This is a genomic window from Herbaspirillum sp. C9C3, from assembly GCF_013359625.1.
GTDB lineage: Bacteria > Pseudomonadota > Gammaproteobacteria > Burkholderiales > Burkholderiaceae_D > Herbaspirillum.
The window spans coordinates 1-13966 of sequence record NZ_JABFMQ010000018.1 but is presented as its reverse complement, the minus strand read 5'-3'; the positions used below and the strand labels follow the sequence as shown (position 1 = coordinate 13966).

General features: G+C 63.5%; 13 protein-coding genes. 9 read left to right on the top strand and 4 right to left on the bottom strand.

The window, feature by feature from the left end; genetic code table 11:
- The first annotated feature begins 40 nt into the window (after window positions 1-40).
- Complete coding sequence (locus tag HNO82_RS16185; protein ID WP_175344418.1) at window positions 41-1306, top strand: D-amino acid dehydrogenase; 1266 nt, start codon at window positions 41-43, stop codon at window positions 1304-1306.
- A gap of 38 nt (window positions 1307-1344) precedes the next feature.
- On the opposite strand, the gene HNO82_RS16180 is transcribed toward HNO82_RS16185, so the two are convergent.
- Window positions 1345-1788 (bottom strand): hypothetical protein, encoded by a 444-nt coding sequence (locus HNO82_RS16180; protein ID WP_008333794.1) that lies wholly within the window; start codon window positions 1786-1788, stop codon window positions 1345-1347.
- A gap of 235 nt (window positions 1789-2023) precedes the next feature.
- Between HNO82_RS16180 and HNO82_RS16175 the strand changes: the two genes are divergently transcribed.
- Window positions 2024-2599, top strand: coding sequence for a hypothetical protein (locus HNO82_RS16175; protein ID WP_008333792.1), 576 nt, complete (start codon window positions 2024-2026; stop codon window positions 2597-2599).
- Between the two features lie 145 nt (window positions 2600-2744).
- Here the strand turns inward: HNO82_RS16175 and HNO82_RS16170 are convergent, their stop codons facing one another.
- Complete coding sequence (locus tag HNO82_RS16170; RefSeq protein ID WP_034351704.1) at window positions 2745-3410, bottom strand: flagellar basal body L-ring protein FlgH; 666 nt, start codon at window positions 3408-3410, stop codon at window positions 2745-2747.
- A gap of 449 nt (window positions 3411-3859) precedes the next feature.
- On the opposite strand from HNO82_RS16170, the gene folE reads away from it, so the two are divergent.
- Both folE and HNO82_RS16160 read left to right on the top strand, forming a co-directional pair.
- The gene (gene folE / locus HNO82_RS16165; protein ID WP_175344417.1) at window positions 3860-4603 is read left to right on the top strand and encodes a GTP cyclohydrolase I; all 744 of its coding nucleotides are present in this window, start codon (window positions 3860-3862) and stop codon (window positions 4601-4603) included.
- Window positions 4604-4605: 2 nt separating this feature from the next.
- Window positions 4606-5031 (top strand): BLUF domain-containing protein, encoded by a 426-nt coding sequence (locus HNO82_RS16160; RefSeq protein WP_008333777.1) that lies wholly within the window; start codon window positions 4606-4608, stop codon window positions 5029-5031.
- 82 nt (window positions 5032-5113) lie between these two features.
- Here the strand turns inward: HNO82_RS16160 and HNO82_RS16155 are convergent, their stop codons facing one another.
- Together HNO82_RS16155 and HNO82_RS16150 are read right to left on the bottom strand one after the other, a co-directional pair.
- The gene (locus HNO82_RS16155) at window positions 5114-6355 is read right to left on the bottom strand and encodes a cyclic di-GMP phosphodiesterase (RefSeq protein WP_175344416.1); all 1242 of its coding nucleotides are present in this window, start codon (window positions 6353-6355) and stop codon (window positions 5114-5116) included.
- 329 nt (window positions 6356-6684) lie between these two features.
- Window positions 6685-8106 carry an MFS transporter gene (locus HNO82_RS16150; protein ID WP_008333771.1) on the bottom strand — a complete coding sequence of 474 codons (1422 nt, stop codon included), beginning with the start codon at window positions 8104-8106 and terminating at the stop codon, window positions 6685-6687.
- A gap of 150 nt (window positions 8107-8256) precedes the next feature.
- Here HNO82_RS16150 and HNO82_RS16145 point away from each other — a divergent pair, with 150 nt between their 5' ends.
- The 5 genes from HNO82_RS16145 (at window position 8257) to HNO82_RS16125 (ending at window position 13680) form a co-directional block, all read left to right on the top strand.
- Window positions 8257-9501 (top strand): M20/M25/M40 family metallo-hydrolase, encoded by a 1245-nt coding sequence (locus HNO82_RS16145; protein ID WP_175344415.1) that lies wholly within the window; start codon window positions 8257-8259, stop codon window positions 9499-9501.
- 179 nt (window positions 9502-9680) lie between these two features.
- On the top strand, window positions 9681-11159 hold the full coding sequence (locus HNO82_RS16140) for a HAMP domain-containing sensor histidine kinase (RefSeq protein WP_175344414.1): 1479 nt from the start codon (window positions 9681-9683) through the stop codon (window positions 11157-11159).
- Window positions 11149-11649, top strand: a complete 501-nt coding sequence (locus HNO82_RS16135; protein ID WP_008333760.1) for a hypothetical protein — start codon at window positions 11149-11151, stop codon at window positions 11647-11649. The genes HNO82_RS16140 and HNO82_RS16135 overlap by 11 nt, the downstream gene beginning before the upstream one ends.
- A gap of 70 nt (window positions 11650-11719) precedes the next feature.
- Window positions 11720-13102 carry a sigma 54-interacting transcriptional regulator gene (locus HNO82_RS16130; protein WP_175344413.1) on the top strand — a complete coding sequence of 461 codons (1383 nt, stop codon included), beginning with the start codon at window positions 11720-11722 and terminating at the stop codon, window positions 13100-13102.
- A gap of 233 nt (window positions 13103-13335) precedes the next feature.
- Entirely contained in the window at window positions 13336-13680 is a 345-nt protein-coding gene (locus HNO82_RS16125) for a BON domain-containing protein (RefSeq protein WP_008333756.1), read from the top strand.
- The last annotated feature ends 286 nt before the right edge of the window (window positions 13681-13966 follow it).

Sequence of the window (13966 nt, the reverse complement as noted above, 5' to 3'; positions counted from 1 at the left end):
TTTATATTCATTGATCATTTCCGGAAGTTGAACTGACACCATGCGCATCATCGTGCTGGGCGCCGGCATCGTCGGCGTCACCACTGCTTATTTCCTCCGCGAGCGCGGCCACGAGGTCGTCGTGGTGGAACGCCGCGCCGAGGTGGCCGCCGAGACCAGCGTCGGCAATGCCGGCCACGTCTGTCCCTCCTACGCCACCCCGTGGGCGGCGCCGGGCATGCCGGCCAAGTCGCTGAAGTGGTCGGTGCAGAGCTGGCTGGGCATCGAAGCGGCCTTGCGCTTTACGCCCCGTCTGGATGCGCATCAGTGGAAATGGCTCAAGACTTTTCTGGCGCAATGCACGCCCGAGCGCTATGCCGTCAACAAGGCGCGCATGGGGCGGCTGGCGCGCTACAGCCACAGCCAGTTGAAGCAGATACGCGAGCGTCTGGATATCCGCTACGAGCAGACCAGCGGCGGCAACCTGCAACTGTTCCGCACCCAGGAAGGGCTGGACAATGCCGGGCTGTCGACCAAGGTATTGGCCGAAGCCGGGGTGCCCTTCGAATTGCTGGATGCCGAGGGTTGCGTGGCTTTCGATCCGGGCTTGCATGCGGCCCGACAGGAATTGAAGGGCGGCCTGCTCTTGCCGCTCGATGAGACCGGCAATTGCCCGCTGTTTGCGCGCGCCCTGGCAGGATGGCTGCAGGCGCATGGGGTGGAGTTTCACTTGTCCACAGAGGTGCAGGCCATCGAGGTGGCCGGTGCGCAGGTCAGCGGGCTGCGTACCCGCACCGGCACGCTGCGCGCCGATGCCTACGTCGTCGCCTGCGCCAGCGCATCGGTACCGATGTTGAAACCCTTGGGGCTGGATCTGCCGATCTACCCGGTCAAGGGCTATGCCATCACGGTACCGGTGGCCGATCCTGCGAGCGCGCCGCGCAGTGGCGTCATGGACGAGTACTACAAGGTCGCCATCACGCGCATGGGGCAGCATATCCGTGCGGCAGGCACGGCCGAGATCGGCAGCTGGGATACGCGCGTCACGCCGCGGGACTGCGCCACTGCCCTGAAGTCGCTGAAGAATCTTTATCCACAGGGGGCCGATCTGGCCAAGGTGGAGTACTGGGCCGGGCTGCGGCCGATGACACCGGATGGCGCACCGCTCATCGGTGCCACCCGCTATGCCAATCTGTGGCTCAACGCCGGGCATGGTTCCAATGGCTGGACCACGGCCTGCGGCTCGTCGGCCATCATCGCCGACAAGATCTCGGGCGTGGCCAGCGCCATCGAGAGTGGCGATCTGGAGCCGCAGCGCGCGTTCTGAACCTGGAACGCATCGCGCAGATTTAATGCGAACAGGCCCTAGTGATCAAACAGCGCATCCACGTTGGCGCCATTGCTGAAGCTGCTCAATGCCCAGCCACCAGGCGTGTGGTAGAAGATGAACATCCACGGGATGGGCTGGCGTTCGGTCTTTTCGATATAGGTGAGCTTCATCAGTGACTGGCCCACTTTCTCGGAGCGGATGAATTCATAGCCGACCGAATTGCCGACCAGCGCCTCGATGGCCGAGCGCGCGCTGCGCGCGTTGGTGCGCGCAGTCTCGAAGGCGCGGATATCCACCAAGGCATAAGGCGAGAGCAGGCCGTAGGCATCATCGGTGCGGCCGGCACCGGCCTGGGCCATGACCTTGTCGGCCAGGGCGCGTACTTCGCTGTCGGACTTGAGGGTATCGGCGCGGGCGGCATGCAGCATGCCAGCCATCGCCAGCGAGGCCAGCAGGGAACGGGCGAGCAGTGAGGGCATGGAAGTCTCCTTGGAAAATCGACACAGGCGCCTATTGTGCCAGCACTGCGCAAGGCCTCGCCATGGTGTGCCCTGGCGTCACGTACGCGGCTGTTAAGCGTGTACAGGGTCAGCGTAAATCAAGGTAAAACGGCCATGTGGCGACAATATGCGCCGCTATGATGGGCAGCCTGTAATCCCTGCCCCTCGCGACATGCGGGGACCCTGCCAGAGGATTGCGCTCGGGGAGAGCATCATGCGCACCATCATCATTGCCACCTTGCTGGCTTCATCGCTGTCGGGCTGCATCGTCACGTCCGGCAATGCCCTGGTCGATGCCGTGGGACTGGTTGGTTCCACCGCCTCCAGCGTGCGGGCGATGACGCCCAACTCGGTCCAGAATCCCATCGTCTACAGCAAGGACCCGATCCATGAAGTCTGCATCGAGTGGAATGGTTCGGTGGCCCTGAGCGACTTCGTCCCCGGTCTACAGGGCGAACTGCAAAAGCACGGCGTACAAAGCCGCGTCTACGATGCCGGCACCCAGGCACTGAACTGCCCGGTGACCTTGAGCTATGTGGGTTACGTCAAATGGGATACCAAGGTCTTCACCGATGCCTATACCCCCTATCTCACCTATGCTGCGCTGACCCTGCGTCGCGAGGGACGCGTGCTGGGCACGGCGCAGTACCGGCTGGGCTCCTTCGGTCAGGACAAGTGGGCCAGCGCCGGTGACAAGCTGGCGCCACTGATCGATGCGCTGTTCCCCGGCAATCCGCAGGTGGCGGACAATTCGCCGGACAACATGCGCAGTGCGGCCAACGGATTCTGACGGTATCGCACATGCTTTGCCGCGCTCGACGCGGTGTGCGCGGTGATCGGCGCAATGAAAAACGGCAAGCTGCGCGCTTGCCGTTTTGTCGTTTTGTCGTTTTCCGTTTGTCCCTGCCGCATCCTCTGCGGCAGGGGCAGCCCGATCACCAGATGGTCAGCAGGCGGCGGAAGAAGTTGCCATCGGTGCTGGCGTCGGCCACCGAGCCGCCGCCGACCTGTTCCAGCCGCGCGTCGGCCACGTTGGCCGAGGCCACGATGCCGCCACGGATGTCGCGCGTGCGCACTACGCCGGAGAAGCGCAGCGTATTGACGTTGCCATTGACGCCGATGCGCTTTTCACCGGCCACCACCAGGTTGCGGTTGGGCAGGACCTCGACGATGGAGACCATCAGCGTCCCGCTCATGGTGTTGGTATTGCTGCTGTCACCGGATCCCTTGAAGGTATTGCTGCCGCTGGCCGAATAGTTGGCGTCGTAGAGCTGCGTGAACAGGCCGCCCAGCGGTGCACCCGAGCCCGGGCCCTTTTGCGTGAGCGAACTGTCGCGGCTGTTGCTGGTGGCGGCCTTGTTGCTGCTGCTGATGGATTCGGAGATGTCGATCTTGATGATGTCGCCCACGTTGTAGGTGGTCGGCTCCTCGAAGAGCTGGGCGCTGGAAACCCGGAAGATGGCGCCGTTGTTTTCCACGTTGGCCACCTGATAGGCCGGTCGCACGCTGGTAGGCCCGGTCACCATGGGTGCCGGACTGTTGCAGGCCGATAGCGAGACGGCCAGTGCGCAGGCACCGGCAAGGCGATACTGGAATGTCATGGTGATCCCCCGATGGCGGCCAGGCTGGATGCCCGGCACACGTCGCCGCCTGCTGTTGCCAGATGCAGTAACACGTGCGTGCGGCGCGTGCAGGGATGATGGTGGCTGTGGACGTAAGCAGCGGTTAGGCCGGTGTAAAGTGCGGCAAACAATCATCAATGGTCGTTAAGCCTCAGCGCCGCCGGGGTGTGCCTCAGAGTCCGCCGCACGATCTGCGGCACCATCGGCGGCGCGATCGGCGGCATTAAGCCAGGTTTAATGCTTCATCGATCAAGCATTAATGCGACATGAATGGGGCCTGCACCTTGGACGGCGCGCCAGCAGGGCGATGCAGCCGATGTCATGACGCGGACTTGACGCTGGTTTGCCCTCAATGCGTCGACGTTTTTCCGTGCATAATGGCGCCACCCCCAACTCAGCGATCACGTTCGGCGTGCTCGCCCTCCATCATGGCAACAGACAAGAACCAGGCCGCCACCGGCACCGAGACGGCAGCACCCAGCGTGCATGACCAGCTGGTATCGGCCCGCATCCGCCAGCGTATCAAGGCGGCCGGCGTGCGTTTCCACGCCAACGACAATATCGCGGCCTTCATCAGGGAAGGCGAACTGGAGCAATTGCAGGCTGAGGTGCAGTCCAAGCTGGCGGCGGTGCTGGAGAGCCTGGTGATCGATGTCGAAAGCGATCACAACACCCAGGATACTGCCAAGCGCGTGGCCAAGATGTACTTGAACGAAGTCTTCAAGGGCCGTTACCAGGCACCGCCCCCGGTGACCGAGTTTCCCAACATCGAGCGCCTGAACGAGCTGATGATCGTCGGTCCCATCACGGTACGCAGCGCCTGCTCGCACCACCTGTGCCCGATCATGGGCAAGGTATGGGTGGGGGTGATGCCCAATGAACATTCCAACCTCATCGGCCTGTCCAAGTATGCGCGCCTGCTGGAGTGGATCATGAGCCGTCCGCAGATCCAGGAAGAAGCTGTCTCCCAGGCCGCCGACCTGCTCATGCAGAAGTTGCAGCCCGATGGCCTGGCCATCGTCATGGAAGCCGATCACTTCTGCATGCACTGGCGCGGCGTCAAGGATGTGGAGTCGAAGATGATCAACAGCGTCATGCGGGGATCCTTCCTGCGCGACGCCAACCTGCGCCGCGAATTCCTGGCGCTGATTTCCCAACGTCAACGAGGTTAATCATGCTGGTTCGTCTGATCTATGCAAGCCGTGCTCGCCAGACCATCACCCACGAGACCATCGAGGGTATTCTCGCGGCCTCGCGTCAGCGCAATCCGCAGCAGGGCATCACCGGCGTGCTGTGCTACAGCGATACCATTTTCGTGCAGGTGCTCGAAGGCGGGCGTGATCAGGTCAATCGCCTCTATGGCCGACTGCTGCGTGATGATCGCCACCAGGATGTGATCCTGCTGGCCTATGAATCCATCGATGAACGCCAGTACTCGTCCTGGACCATGGGCAAGATCCGGCTGGACAAGATCAACCGCTCGCTGTTGCTGAAATATTCGGCCACGGGCGAACTCAATCCCTATGACGTCTCCAGCTGTTCTACGGTGGCGTTGTTGAATGAGCTGGCGTCGACGGCGGCGTTCGCGCAGCGCGATTGAGTGCGACTGACTGCGATTGATGCGGAGCAGATGAAAACGGCGCCCAAGGCGCCGTTTTCCATTCTTGCGGCTGCAGTACCGCTCAGTTCAGGTCGATGCTGGGCAGGCTGCGGATGCCCCACTTGGCCGGATCGGCATAGGCCACGATCTTGTCGCCGCCGCGCGCCAGGTCGATGATTTCCGGCTGGAGAGGCATGCGGCTGGTGGTCGAGTAGAACAGTTTGATGCGCGGCGTGAGCAGCTGGTCCGGACGCTGGTCCACCACCACGCCCAGGCGCCCCGATTGCAGGATCACGCAGGAGCCGGTCGGGTAGATGCCGATGGCCTTGACGAAGGCTTCCATCGTGATCGGATCGAAATGCCCGGCGCTGGCAGCCATGTGGCGGATCGAGCGGGCCGGATCCCAGCCGGCCTTGTAGGGACGGTTGGAGGTGATGGCATCATAGACATCGCATACCGCACCCATCTTGGCCATGATGGAAATGCTGTCGGACTTGAGGTTGAAGGGATAGCCGGTGCCATCGATCTTCTCGTGATGATGCAGCGAGACGTCCAGCGCCGCCTCCCCGATCCCTTCGATCTGCTGGAGGATGCCGTGACCCTGCACGGTGTGCGAGCGCACCGAGGCGAATTCCTCTTCGGTCAGCTTGGCCGGTTTGTTGAGGATGTCCAGTGGCACGGCCATCTTGCCCACGTCATGCAGCAGCCCCGCCATGCCGGCCTGCCTGGTCTGTTCCGGGGTCATGCCCAGCTGGTTGGCCAGCGAGATCATCATCGCGCATACCGCCACCGAGTGCATGTAGGTGTAGTCATCGGTGGTCTTCAGACGCGCCAGGCTGATCAGGGCATCGGCATTGCGGGAGACCGACGAGGTGATTTCGGTCACCAGTTCGGCGGCGTCCTTGACGTCCACCGTCCTGCCCATGCGCGCTTCGGAAAACATGTGGAGCACGGTGGACTTGGAGGAAGAGATGATGCGGACCGCGCGTTCGCGTTCCACCGCCGTCTCGGTGCGTGTGGCCGGCCGGCGCACGGCCACGGTGGCGCTGGCGCCCTGATGGGCGATGACGATCTCGGCCGACGGTTGGGGCTGGTCGTCGGCGGCGGCGGCCTGATCGTCGTGATCATGTTCGGGCGCGATGTCACGGCCCTTGGCGGTATCGATGGTGACTTCGTCGACCGGGCAGTCGCGCAGCGTCTGCAGGTCTTCCAGCGTATCGATCTTGAAGGATTTGCGCCAGAAAGGGTGATTGATCCATCCGCCGGGGATGGAGTGGACATACATGCCCAAGCGCAATTGTTCTATGGCGATGGATTTCAACATATCGAATTCAGGTCTTGGCCTGCTGCTGGTTACCGTGCTGAACGCGGTTCGATTTCCCTGATGAAATGGACGCCTGTTCTTCTGTGGCTGGCTTCATGGTGACAGTCGGTAATGATGGATGAGCTGTCGGGTTTATCGTAACAGAATGGCTTTGGCTTTAGGCTGTTCGGGCGCTGCCTGGCGAGGAAATTTAGCGGGGATCTTGTGTAAAGTTTATGCGGGGAAAATGTTTGGAATGGAGATGTCACAAAAACTGACGAAACCCCACGAAAGACAGCCACCGCGCGAGAATTCGGGCGGTGGTGGCGATGGGCAATACTGAGAAAAACTTATTTTTTCAGCGGAGCAGCGTAAGGGTTGCTGGTGAGCAAACGCAGGAAGCTGGCGATGCAGGCCACCCCGGCAAAGGCGGCACCGAAACCGAGGGCCAGGCGCGAGCCCTGGGTTTCCGACAGGTTGAAACACAGCGCTACCAGCGCCGCGCCCACGCTCTGGCCCAGCAGGCGCGCCGTGGCCACGATGCCGGAGGCACCGCCGCTGCGATGGGGCGGGGCGCTGGTCATGAGCGCCTTGAGATTGGGCGACTGGAAGAACCCGAATCCCATGCCGCAGAGCAGCATGCGCCAGCTGATCTCCCAGACGCTGGGTGCCGCCGGCATGAAGGTCATCGTCAGCAGTCCAGCGCACAGGAGCGCCAGGCCGACGCCGCCCAGGATGCCGACCGGATAGCGGTCCGACAGGCGTCCTGCAATCGGCGCCATGATGGCCACGGCTACCGGCCAGGGTGTCATGAGCAGGCCGATCTCGACCTGGCTGCGGCCCAGGTCATGGTGGAAGAAGAAGGGCAGCGAGACGAAGGCCAGGCCCTGCGCCGCAAAGGAGCATACGGCGGTAATGGCCGAAAGCGTGAACATGGGATGACGGAACAGGTCCACCGGCAGCATCGGCGCCGGATGCGACAGTTCGCGTCGCAGCAGGAACAGTCCGCAGAGGATGGCAGCAGCCAGCTCCAGCCCCACCACGCTGGCCTGGGCCCGGTGCGCACCCTCGCCGATGGCCAGGATCAGCAGGCCGAAGGCGGCTGCGTTGAGCACGGCGCTGCGCAGGTCGAAGGCGTGCGAGGACAGCGCGGTATGCGGCAACGAGGGCAGGGCCAGGATCACGGCCGCTACGCCCAGCGGTACGTTGACCGCAAACAGCCATGGCCAGGGGGCGATGGCGAGGATGCCGGAGGCCACCGAGGGACCGACCGTGAAGGCGATGGCCACGATGAGGGTATTGAGTCCCACGCCGCGCCCCAGCGAGCGGGTGGGATAGATGAAGCGGATCAGCGCGGTATTGACGCTCATGATGCCGGCCCCGCCCAGTCCCTGCAGGAAGCGCGCCATCACCAGCGTGGGCAGTGACCAGGCCACGGCGCACAGCAGCGAAGCGGCCGTGAAGAGCACCAGTCCCCAGACATAGATGCGGCGATAGCCGATGATCTCTCCCAGCGCCGCCAGCGGCAGCAGGGCCACCATCATCGCCAGTTGATAGGCGGTGACGATCCAGACCGAGGCCGCCGGTGTGGTGTTGAGGTCCATCGCCATGGCGGGCAGGGCGGTGTTGGCGATGGCGGTATCGAGTGTGGCCAGGCCCACCGCGATGCCCAGCGCCAGGATGGCGCGGCCGCGCTGCTCGGGAGGCAAGCCCTCGCCGGCGATGACGATGTGAGGAGCAGGAGCGCCGGAGGCGGAGGGTTGTGAGGGCATGGGTTCGTTGGGTTCTGGCGTTGAGACAGGGCGGTCAATGATAGCGGGGAACGTGGGAGTACGCAGGAGGCGGCCACGCGCCGGGCGGCTGCGCTATGATGGCGGTTTGCGCCGGCGTGGCTGGCGGTTTTTGATCACGGAGTGGCAAGCATGTCCAAACAGCAGTTGTCGGAGCGCCTGTGCGCATGGATCGATCAGCATTTCGAGGAAGAAGTCGGCGTACTCCAGCAACTCATCCGCATTCCCACGGACACGCCGCCCGGCAACAATGCTCCCCACGCCGATGCGGTGGCCGCGTTGGTCCAGACCTGGGGCTGGCAGGCCGAGAAGCATGCGGTGCCGGCCGAGCAGGTGCGTGACTACGGCATGCAGAGCATCACCAACCTGATCGTGCGCCGTCCCTATGGCGACGGTGGTCCGACCCTGGCCTTGAATGCCCACGGCGACGTGGTGCCGCCGGGCGAAGGCTGGACCCACGATCCCTATGGCGGCGAGGTGGCCGATGGCCGCATCTATGGCCGTGCCGCGGCCGTCTCCAAGAGCGACTTCGCCAGCTACCTCTTCGCCACCCGTGCGCTGGAGTCGCTGGGTGCTGCACTGCGCGGCGCGGTCGAGCTGCACTTCACCTATGACGAGGAATTCGGCGGCGTGCTCGGCCCGGGCTGGCTGCTGGAACAGCAGCTGACCCGTCCGGATTACGTGCTGGCGGCCGGCTTCAGCTACAACGTGGTGACCGCGCACAATGCCTGCCTGCAGTTCGAGGTGACCGTGCATGGTCGGGCCACCCACGGCTCCATGCCCGAGACCGGCCATGATGCCCTGCAGGCGGCCAACGCCATTCTCAATGCCATCTACGGCGCACTGCCGGGCTTGAAGGAGATCCGCTCGTCCATCCCCGGCATCAGCCATCCGACCATGATCGTCGGTCGCATCGATGGCGGCACCAATACCAACGTGGTGCCGGGCAAGGTGGTGCTGAAGATGGACCGCCGCATGATTCCCGAGGAAGACCCGGCACAGGTCGAAGCCGGTGTGCGCAAGCTGATCGACGATGCAGTGGCGGGCCTGCCGGGCATTCGCGTGGAGATTCGCCGCCTGCTGCTGGCGCGTGCATTGCGTCCGCTGCCCGGTCACGAGAAGCTGGTGGAGAGCCTGCTGCGCAATGCCGAGCAGGTCATGGGCGAGACGCTCACCACCAATGGTTCGGCGCTCTACACTGATGCCCGCCTGTATGGCGAAGCCGGCATTCCGGTGGTGCTGTTCGGTGCCGGGCCGCGTACGCTCATGGAATCCAACGCCAAGCAGGCCGACGAGAACCTGGCTCTGGAAGACCTCAGGAAGGCCACCAAGGTGGTGGCACTGATGCTGCTGGATTTCCTCGGCCCGCAGGACTGACACCGGTATCGGGCCTGGGGATTGCCATCAGGAAACGCCGCCGCATCGCAGGTGGGCCGACAAATGATTACAATGTGTGCCCGCAACAGCGTGGCCGACATTGCCCGTCGGCATGTTCCGGGCCGGAGGGCTGAGCCCCCGGATAACCAGGCAAGTCTTGTGGGACCGAGATCAATCGCATGTTCAACGCCATCGAGCACACTCATTCGCCCCAGTCGCCAGCCGGCCGCAAGCCCGGCTACCTGGGACTGTCGTTCCGGCAGTTGCTGCTGGCGGCCTTCCTGCTGATCGCCGCGCTGCTCAGCGGCGCCTCCATCCACGCCCTCTTCACGCTGGACCGCATGTCGGCCAACAGCCGCGAGACCGCGCGCCAGGCCGTGCAGCTGACCGAATCGGCGCAACGCCTGGCCGAGCGGACCGTGGCCATGGAGCGCAGCGCGCGCCAGTATCTGGTGCTGGATGACCCCGCCTTCCGTGACCGCTTCAACGAGGCGCGCGAGCAGGCGCGGCAGGCGCTGGGGGAATTGTCGGATTCGCTGCCGATGGCGCCGCGCGAGCTGTTCAGCCAGTGGGGGCTGTCCGTGGACGAGGCCGCCGGCGTGCTGGAGGCCGATTCGCGCAAGGACAAGGACGAGCAGGCCAAGCTGTTCCAGGACTTTGCCCGCCTGCCCGCGCTCAATGAACGCATCGCGCTGGAGAGCCGGCGCGAGGTGGATCGCCGCAACAATGCGCTGTCGGCCGCGCTGGAACAGCAACGTCAGCTGCTCACCATTCAGGTGGTGGGGGCCATCGTGCTGGCCGTCCTGCTGGCCTTCTGCTTCGGATTGTGGCTCTCGCGGCCGATGGCGCGGCTGGAGCAGGCCATCGGCCGCCTGGGCGACAATCGCTTCGACCAGCCCATCGACGTGCGCGGCCCCGCTGACATTCGTCGTCTGGGCCAGCAACTGGACTGGTTGCGCCAGCGCCTGGCCGACCTGGAGGCCGAGAAATCGCGCTTCCTGCGGCACGTCTCCCATGAGCTGAAGACGCCGCTGGCCGCCCTCTGCGAAGGTGCGGCTCTGCTCGACGATGGCGTGGCCGGACAGCTCACCGACAACCAGCGCGAGATCGCCCGCATCCTGCGCCAGAATACCCAGTCGCTGCAGACCCAGATCGAGGACCTGCTGCGCTATAACGAAGTTTCCTTCGATGCCCAGCGCATCCATCCGGTACCGGTGGACCTGCGCGCGCTGTTGCACAAGGTGATCGATGACCAGCGGCTGCAATGGCTGGCGCGCCAGCTGAAGGTGGAAATCGAGGGGGCCGCCCGCACCGTGGTGGTCGATCCCGAGAAGATGGCCATCGTACTGGCCAACCTGCTCTCCAATGCCGTGCGCTTCAGCCCGCAAGGTGGTTTCATCCGTTTCCTGCTGACCGAGCTGCCGGGCATGGTGCGGGTGGAATGCCTGGACCAGGGGCCCGGTGTGGCGCCCACCGATGCGGCGCGCATCTTCGAACCGTTCTACCAGGGCCTGCACCAGCCCACCGGTGCCCGTCGCGGCAATGGCATCGGTCTGTCCGTGGTGCGTGAGTACGTGCAGGCGCATAGTGGCAAGGTGTATCTGGTCCCGCGCGAGGGTGGGGCCCATTTCCGAATCGAGTTGCCTGATGAAAAATAAAATCCTGATCCTGGCCTGCTCCGTCCTGCTGGCTGCATGTGCGGGGCAGCAGTTGGCCCCGACTTCCACCGTGCAAATGATTCATTCCAGCAGCAACATCGACGAGCTGCTGGCCTACAACGCCCAGCTGCGCAAGATGACACCGGCTGAACTGGCGCGTGAGTTGCAGCGTCTCAACACCTATCCGGCCGGCCCGGCGACCAACGTGCGCCGCGCCATGGCGCTGTCGCTGACCCGCGATGCCATCGATCTGGCCAAGGCCGAAGCGCAGCTATGGAACGTCATGGCCGATCGCAGCGTCGAAGCGGAGAAGCTCAAGCCTTTGGTGCAGTTGCTGGTTGGTCATTATTCCGACCTGCGCCGCGTGGCCGACGTTGCCGAGAAGTCTTCGGTACAACTGAAGGAAGCGCAGCGCAAGGTCGATCAGCTCAACGACAAGCTGGAAGCGCTCAAGAACATTGAACGGACCCTGCCGGCTGGCGGCAAGTGACCTGAGTCCCTGAGGACCGGGACGCCGCCATCCCGTCGGGGCCGTTCCCTTTACTGGAACTGGAGTCCCGATGGGAAAGACTGCCCCCCTGATGCTGGTCGACGATGATCCCGACCTGCTGCGCCTGTTGACGCTGCGCCTGAACGCCAGCGGCTACCGTATCCTGGCCGTGGAAAGCGCCGAGGCCGCCCTGGCCCAGCTGGCCATTGCGCTGCCGGCGCTGGTAGTCACCGATGTGCGGCTGCCCGGCATGGATGGACTGGCCCTGTTTGCCGAGATCCGCAGCCGGTATCCCGCCTTGCCGGTGATCCTGCTGACTGCGCATGGGACCATCCCCGATGCCGTCGAGGCCACGACCAAGGGCGCGTTCGCCTATCTCACCAAGCCCTTTGACGGTCATGTCCTGCTGGACAAGGTGGCGCAGGCCCTGAGCCTGTCCGCCCCGGCCCAAGACGCACCGGACGAAGTCTGGCGCGCCGATATCATCAGCCGCAGCCAGCGCATCGACGAGTTGCTGGCCGAGGCGCGGCTGGTGGCGGCCTCTGATGCCAGCATCCTCATTCGAGGCGATAGCGGGACGGGCAAGGAATTGCTGGCCCGCGCCATCCATCGCGCCAGTCCGCGCGCTGACAAACCGTTCATCGCCGTCAATTGCGGGGCCATTCCGGAACAGTTGCTGGAGTCCGAGTTGTTCGGCCACGTGAAGGGCGCATTTACGGGGGCTGTGGAGCATCGTGAAGGTTTGTTCCAGGCCGCTGATGGCGGCACCCTGTTTCTCGACGAAATCGGCGATATGCCACTGGCCCTTCAGGTCAAGCTGTTGCGGGTACTGCAGGAAAAGACCGTTCGGCAGGTCGGCGCCAACGAGGCCACCGCAGTGGATGTGCGGGTGATCTCGGCGACGCACCGCGATCTGGACCTGGCCATGAACCAGCGGCAGTTCCGCGCCGATCTGTACTATCGGCTCAATGTGGTCACCCTCAGCCTGCCGCCGCTGGAGGAGCGACGCGAGGATATCCCCTTGCTGGCCAATCATTTCCTCAAGACCATCGCTGCCCGGTACCCCAAGCGGCTGACCGGTTTTGCGCCGGACGCGCTGGAGGTGCTGAGTCTGGCGCATTGGCCGGGCAATGTGCGCCAGCTCTACAACGTGGTCGAGCAGGTTTGTGCGCTGTCGACTGCAGCGCTGATTCCGGCTTCTCTGGTGCAGCGGGCCTTGCGGGTGCCGACCCTGGATCTGTTGCGCTATGCCGAGGCCAAGCAGAAGTTCGAGCGCGATTATCTGGTGCGGCTACTGAAGTTGACTGATGGCAACGTCTCCGATGCGGCCCGACTGGCTGATCGCAACCGCACCGAGTTCTACCGCCTGCTGCAGAAGAACGGACTGGATCCGCGCCGCTTCAGGGGCGGCGAAGAGCCGGTCGCGCTGGAGCGACAGGATGGAGTCGTTTGAAATCAAGGACTTGCGCGCGGCCGCGCCGCCTGGTGTCGCGGCAGGCCGACGAAAAACGCGGGTTTGTCTGCTCATCAGTAGCGGGGCGGGCCGGAGTCGCTACGATAAGTCATTGATTTCATTGACAAAATGAAGACTTGGCATGGCCCTTGCGAAGTGGTCAGTCAGAGTTGCCTATATAGATGAAGTAAAAGGCAATGCCGCGATTACCTCAGTTCAACAAGGAGAACGCCATGAACACATCCTCACTTGCAGCACGATTGCTGGCCGCCACCCTCACCATGGCCGCTGTCGCGCCCGCAGTCCAGGCAGCCGATTCCGGTAGCGCCCATGCACCTTCCGCCCAGAAAGCCGGTGCTTATATAGATGACTCCGTCATCACCGCGAAGGTGAAGGCGGCGCTGGTTGAGGACAAGCAGATCTCTTCCATGAAGATCAAGGTCATCACCAAGGAGGGCGTGGTCACCCTGAAGGGATCGGTCCCCAGCGCCGAACTGGGGCAGCATGCCTTGCAGTTGGTCGCCGGGATCGACGGCGTGAGGGACGTCAAGAGCGAATTGACGGTGAAGGCGGGATGACAGAGCCTGTAAGTACGCAAGAAAATTCACTAACCATTTGAATCACTTTGGTCGGTAAAAAGGGCCGCCCGTCAGGGCGGCCCTTTTTTCTGAATGATTTCGCATTTCTTCATATCGGCTGGAAACCGGCGCCGGTAAAGGGCCTTGAGCGGATCGTGAAAGCGCGTGGAGCGCTCTTGCTAAATTATTTTCGATTATTTTTCAAAAAGTGCTTGCGTGGTGTGGAGGGCGTTGCTATAGTTCGCCCCCTGCTGACGCGACACACGAAGCGAAGTTGAAAAACAGA

Excerpts from the sequence above, each read along its gene's own strand:
- HNO82_RS16185 (WP_175344418.1), top strand. The coding sequence starts at position 41 with ATGCGCATCATCGTGCTGGGCGCCGGCATCGTCGGCGTCACCACTGCT.
- HNO82_RS16180 (WP_008333794.1), bottom strand. The coding sequence starts at position 1,788 with ATGCCCTCACTGCTCGCCCGTTCCCTGCTGGCCTCGCTGGCGATGGCT.
- HNO82_RS16175 (WP_008333792.1), top strand. The coding sequence starts at position 2,024 with ATGCGCACCATCATCATTGCCACCTTGCTGGCTTCATCGCTGTCGGGC.
- HNO82_RS16170 (WP_034351704.1), bottom strand. The coding sequence starts at position 3,410 with ATGACATTCCAGTATCGCCTTGCCGGTGCCTGCGCACTGGCCGTCTCG.
- folE (WP_175344417.1), top strand. The coding sequence starts at position 3,860 with ATGGCAACAGACAAGAACCAGGCCGCCACCGGCACCGAGACGGCAGCA.
- HNO82_RS16160 (WP_008333777.1), top strand. The coding sequence starts at position 4,606 with ATGCTGGTTCGTCTGATCTATGCAAGCCGTGCTCGCCAGACCATCACC.
- HNO82_RS16155 (WP_175344416.1), bottom strand. The coding sequence starts at position 6,355 with ATGTTGAAATCCATCGCCATAGAACAATTGCGCTTGGGCATGTATGTC.
- HNO82_RS16150 (WP_008333771.1), bottom strand. The coding sequence starts at position 8,106 with ATGCCCTCACAACCCTCCGCCTCCGGCGCTCCTGCTCCTCACATCGTC.
- HNO82_RS16145 (WP_175344415.1), top strand. The coding sequence starts at position 8,257 with ATGTCCAAACAGCAGTTGTCGGAGCGCCTGTGCGCATGGATCGATCAG.
- HNO82_RS16140 (WP_175344414.1), top strand. The coding sequence starts at position 9,681 with ATGTTCAACGCCATCGAGCACACTCATTCGCCCCAGTCGCCAGCCGGC.
- HNO82_RS16135 (WP_008333760.1), top strand. The coding sequence starts at position 11,149 with ATGAAAAATAAAATCCTGATCCTGGCCTGCTCCGTCCTGCTGGCTGCA.
- HNO82_RS16130 (WP_175344413.1), top strand. The coding sequence starts at position 11,720 with ATGGGAAAGACTGCCCCCCTGATGCTGGTCGACGATGATCCCGACCTG.
- HNO82_RS16125 (WP_008333756.1), top strand. The coding sequence starts at position 13,336 with ATGAACACATCCTCACTTGCAGCACGATTGCTGGCCGCCACCCTCACC.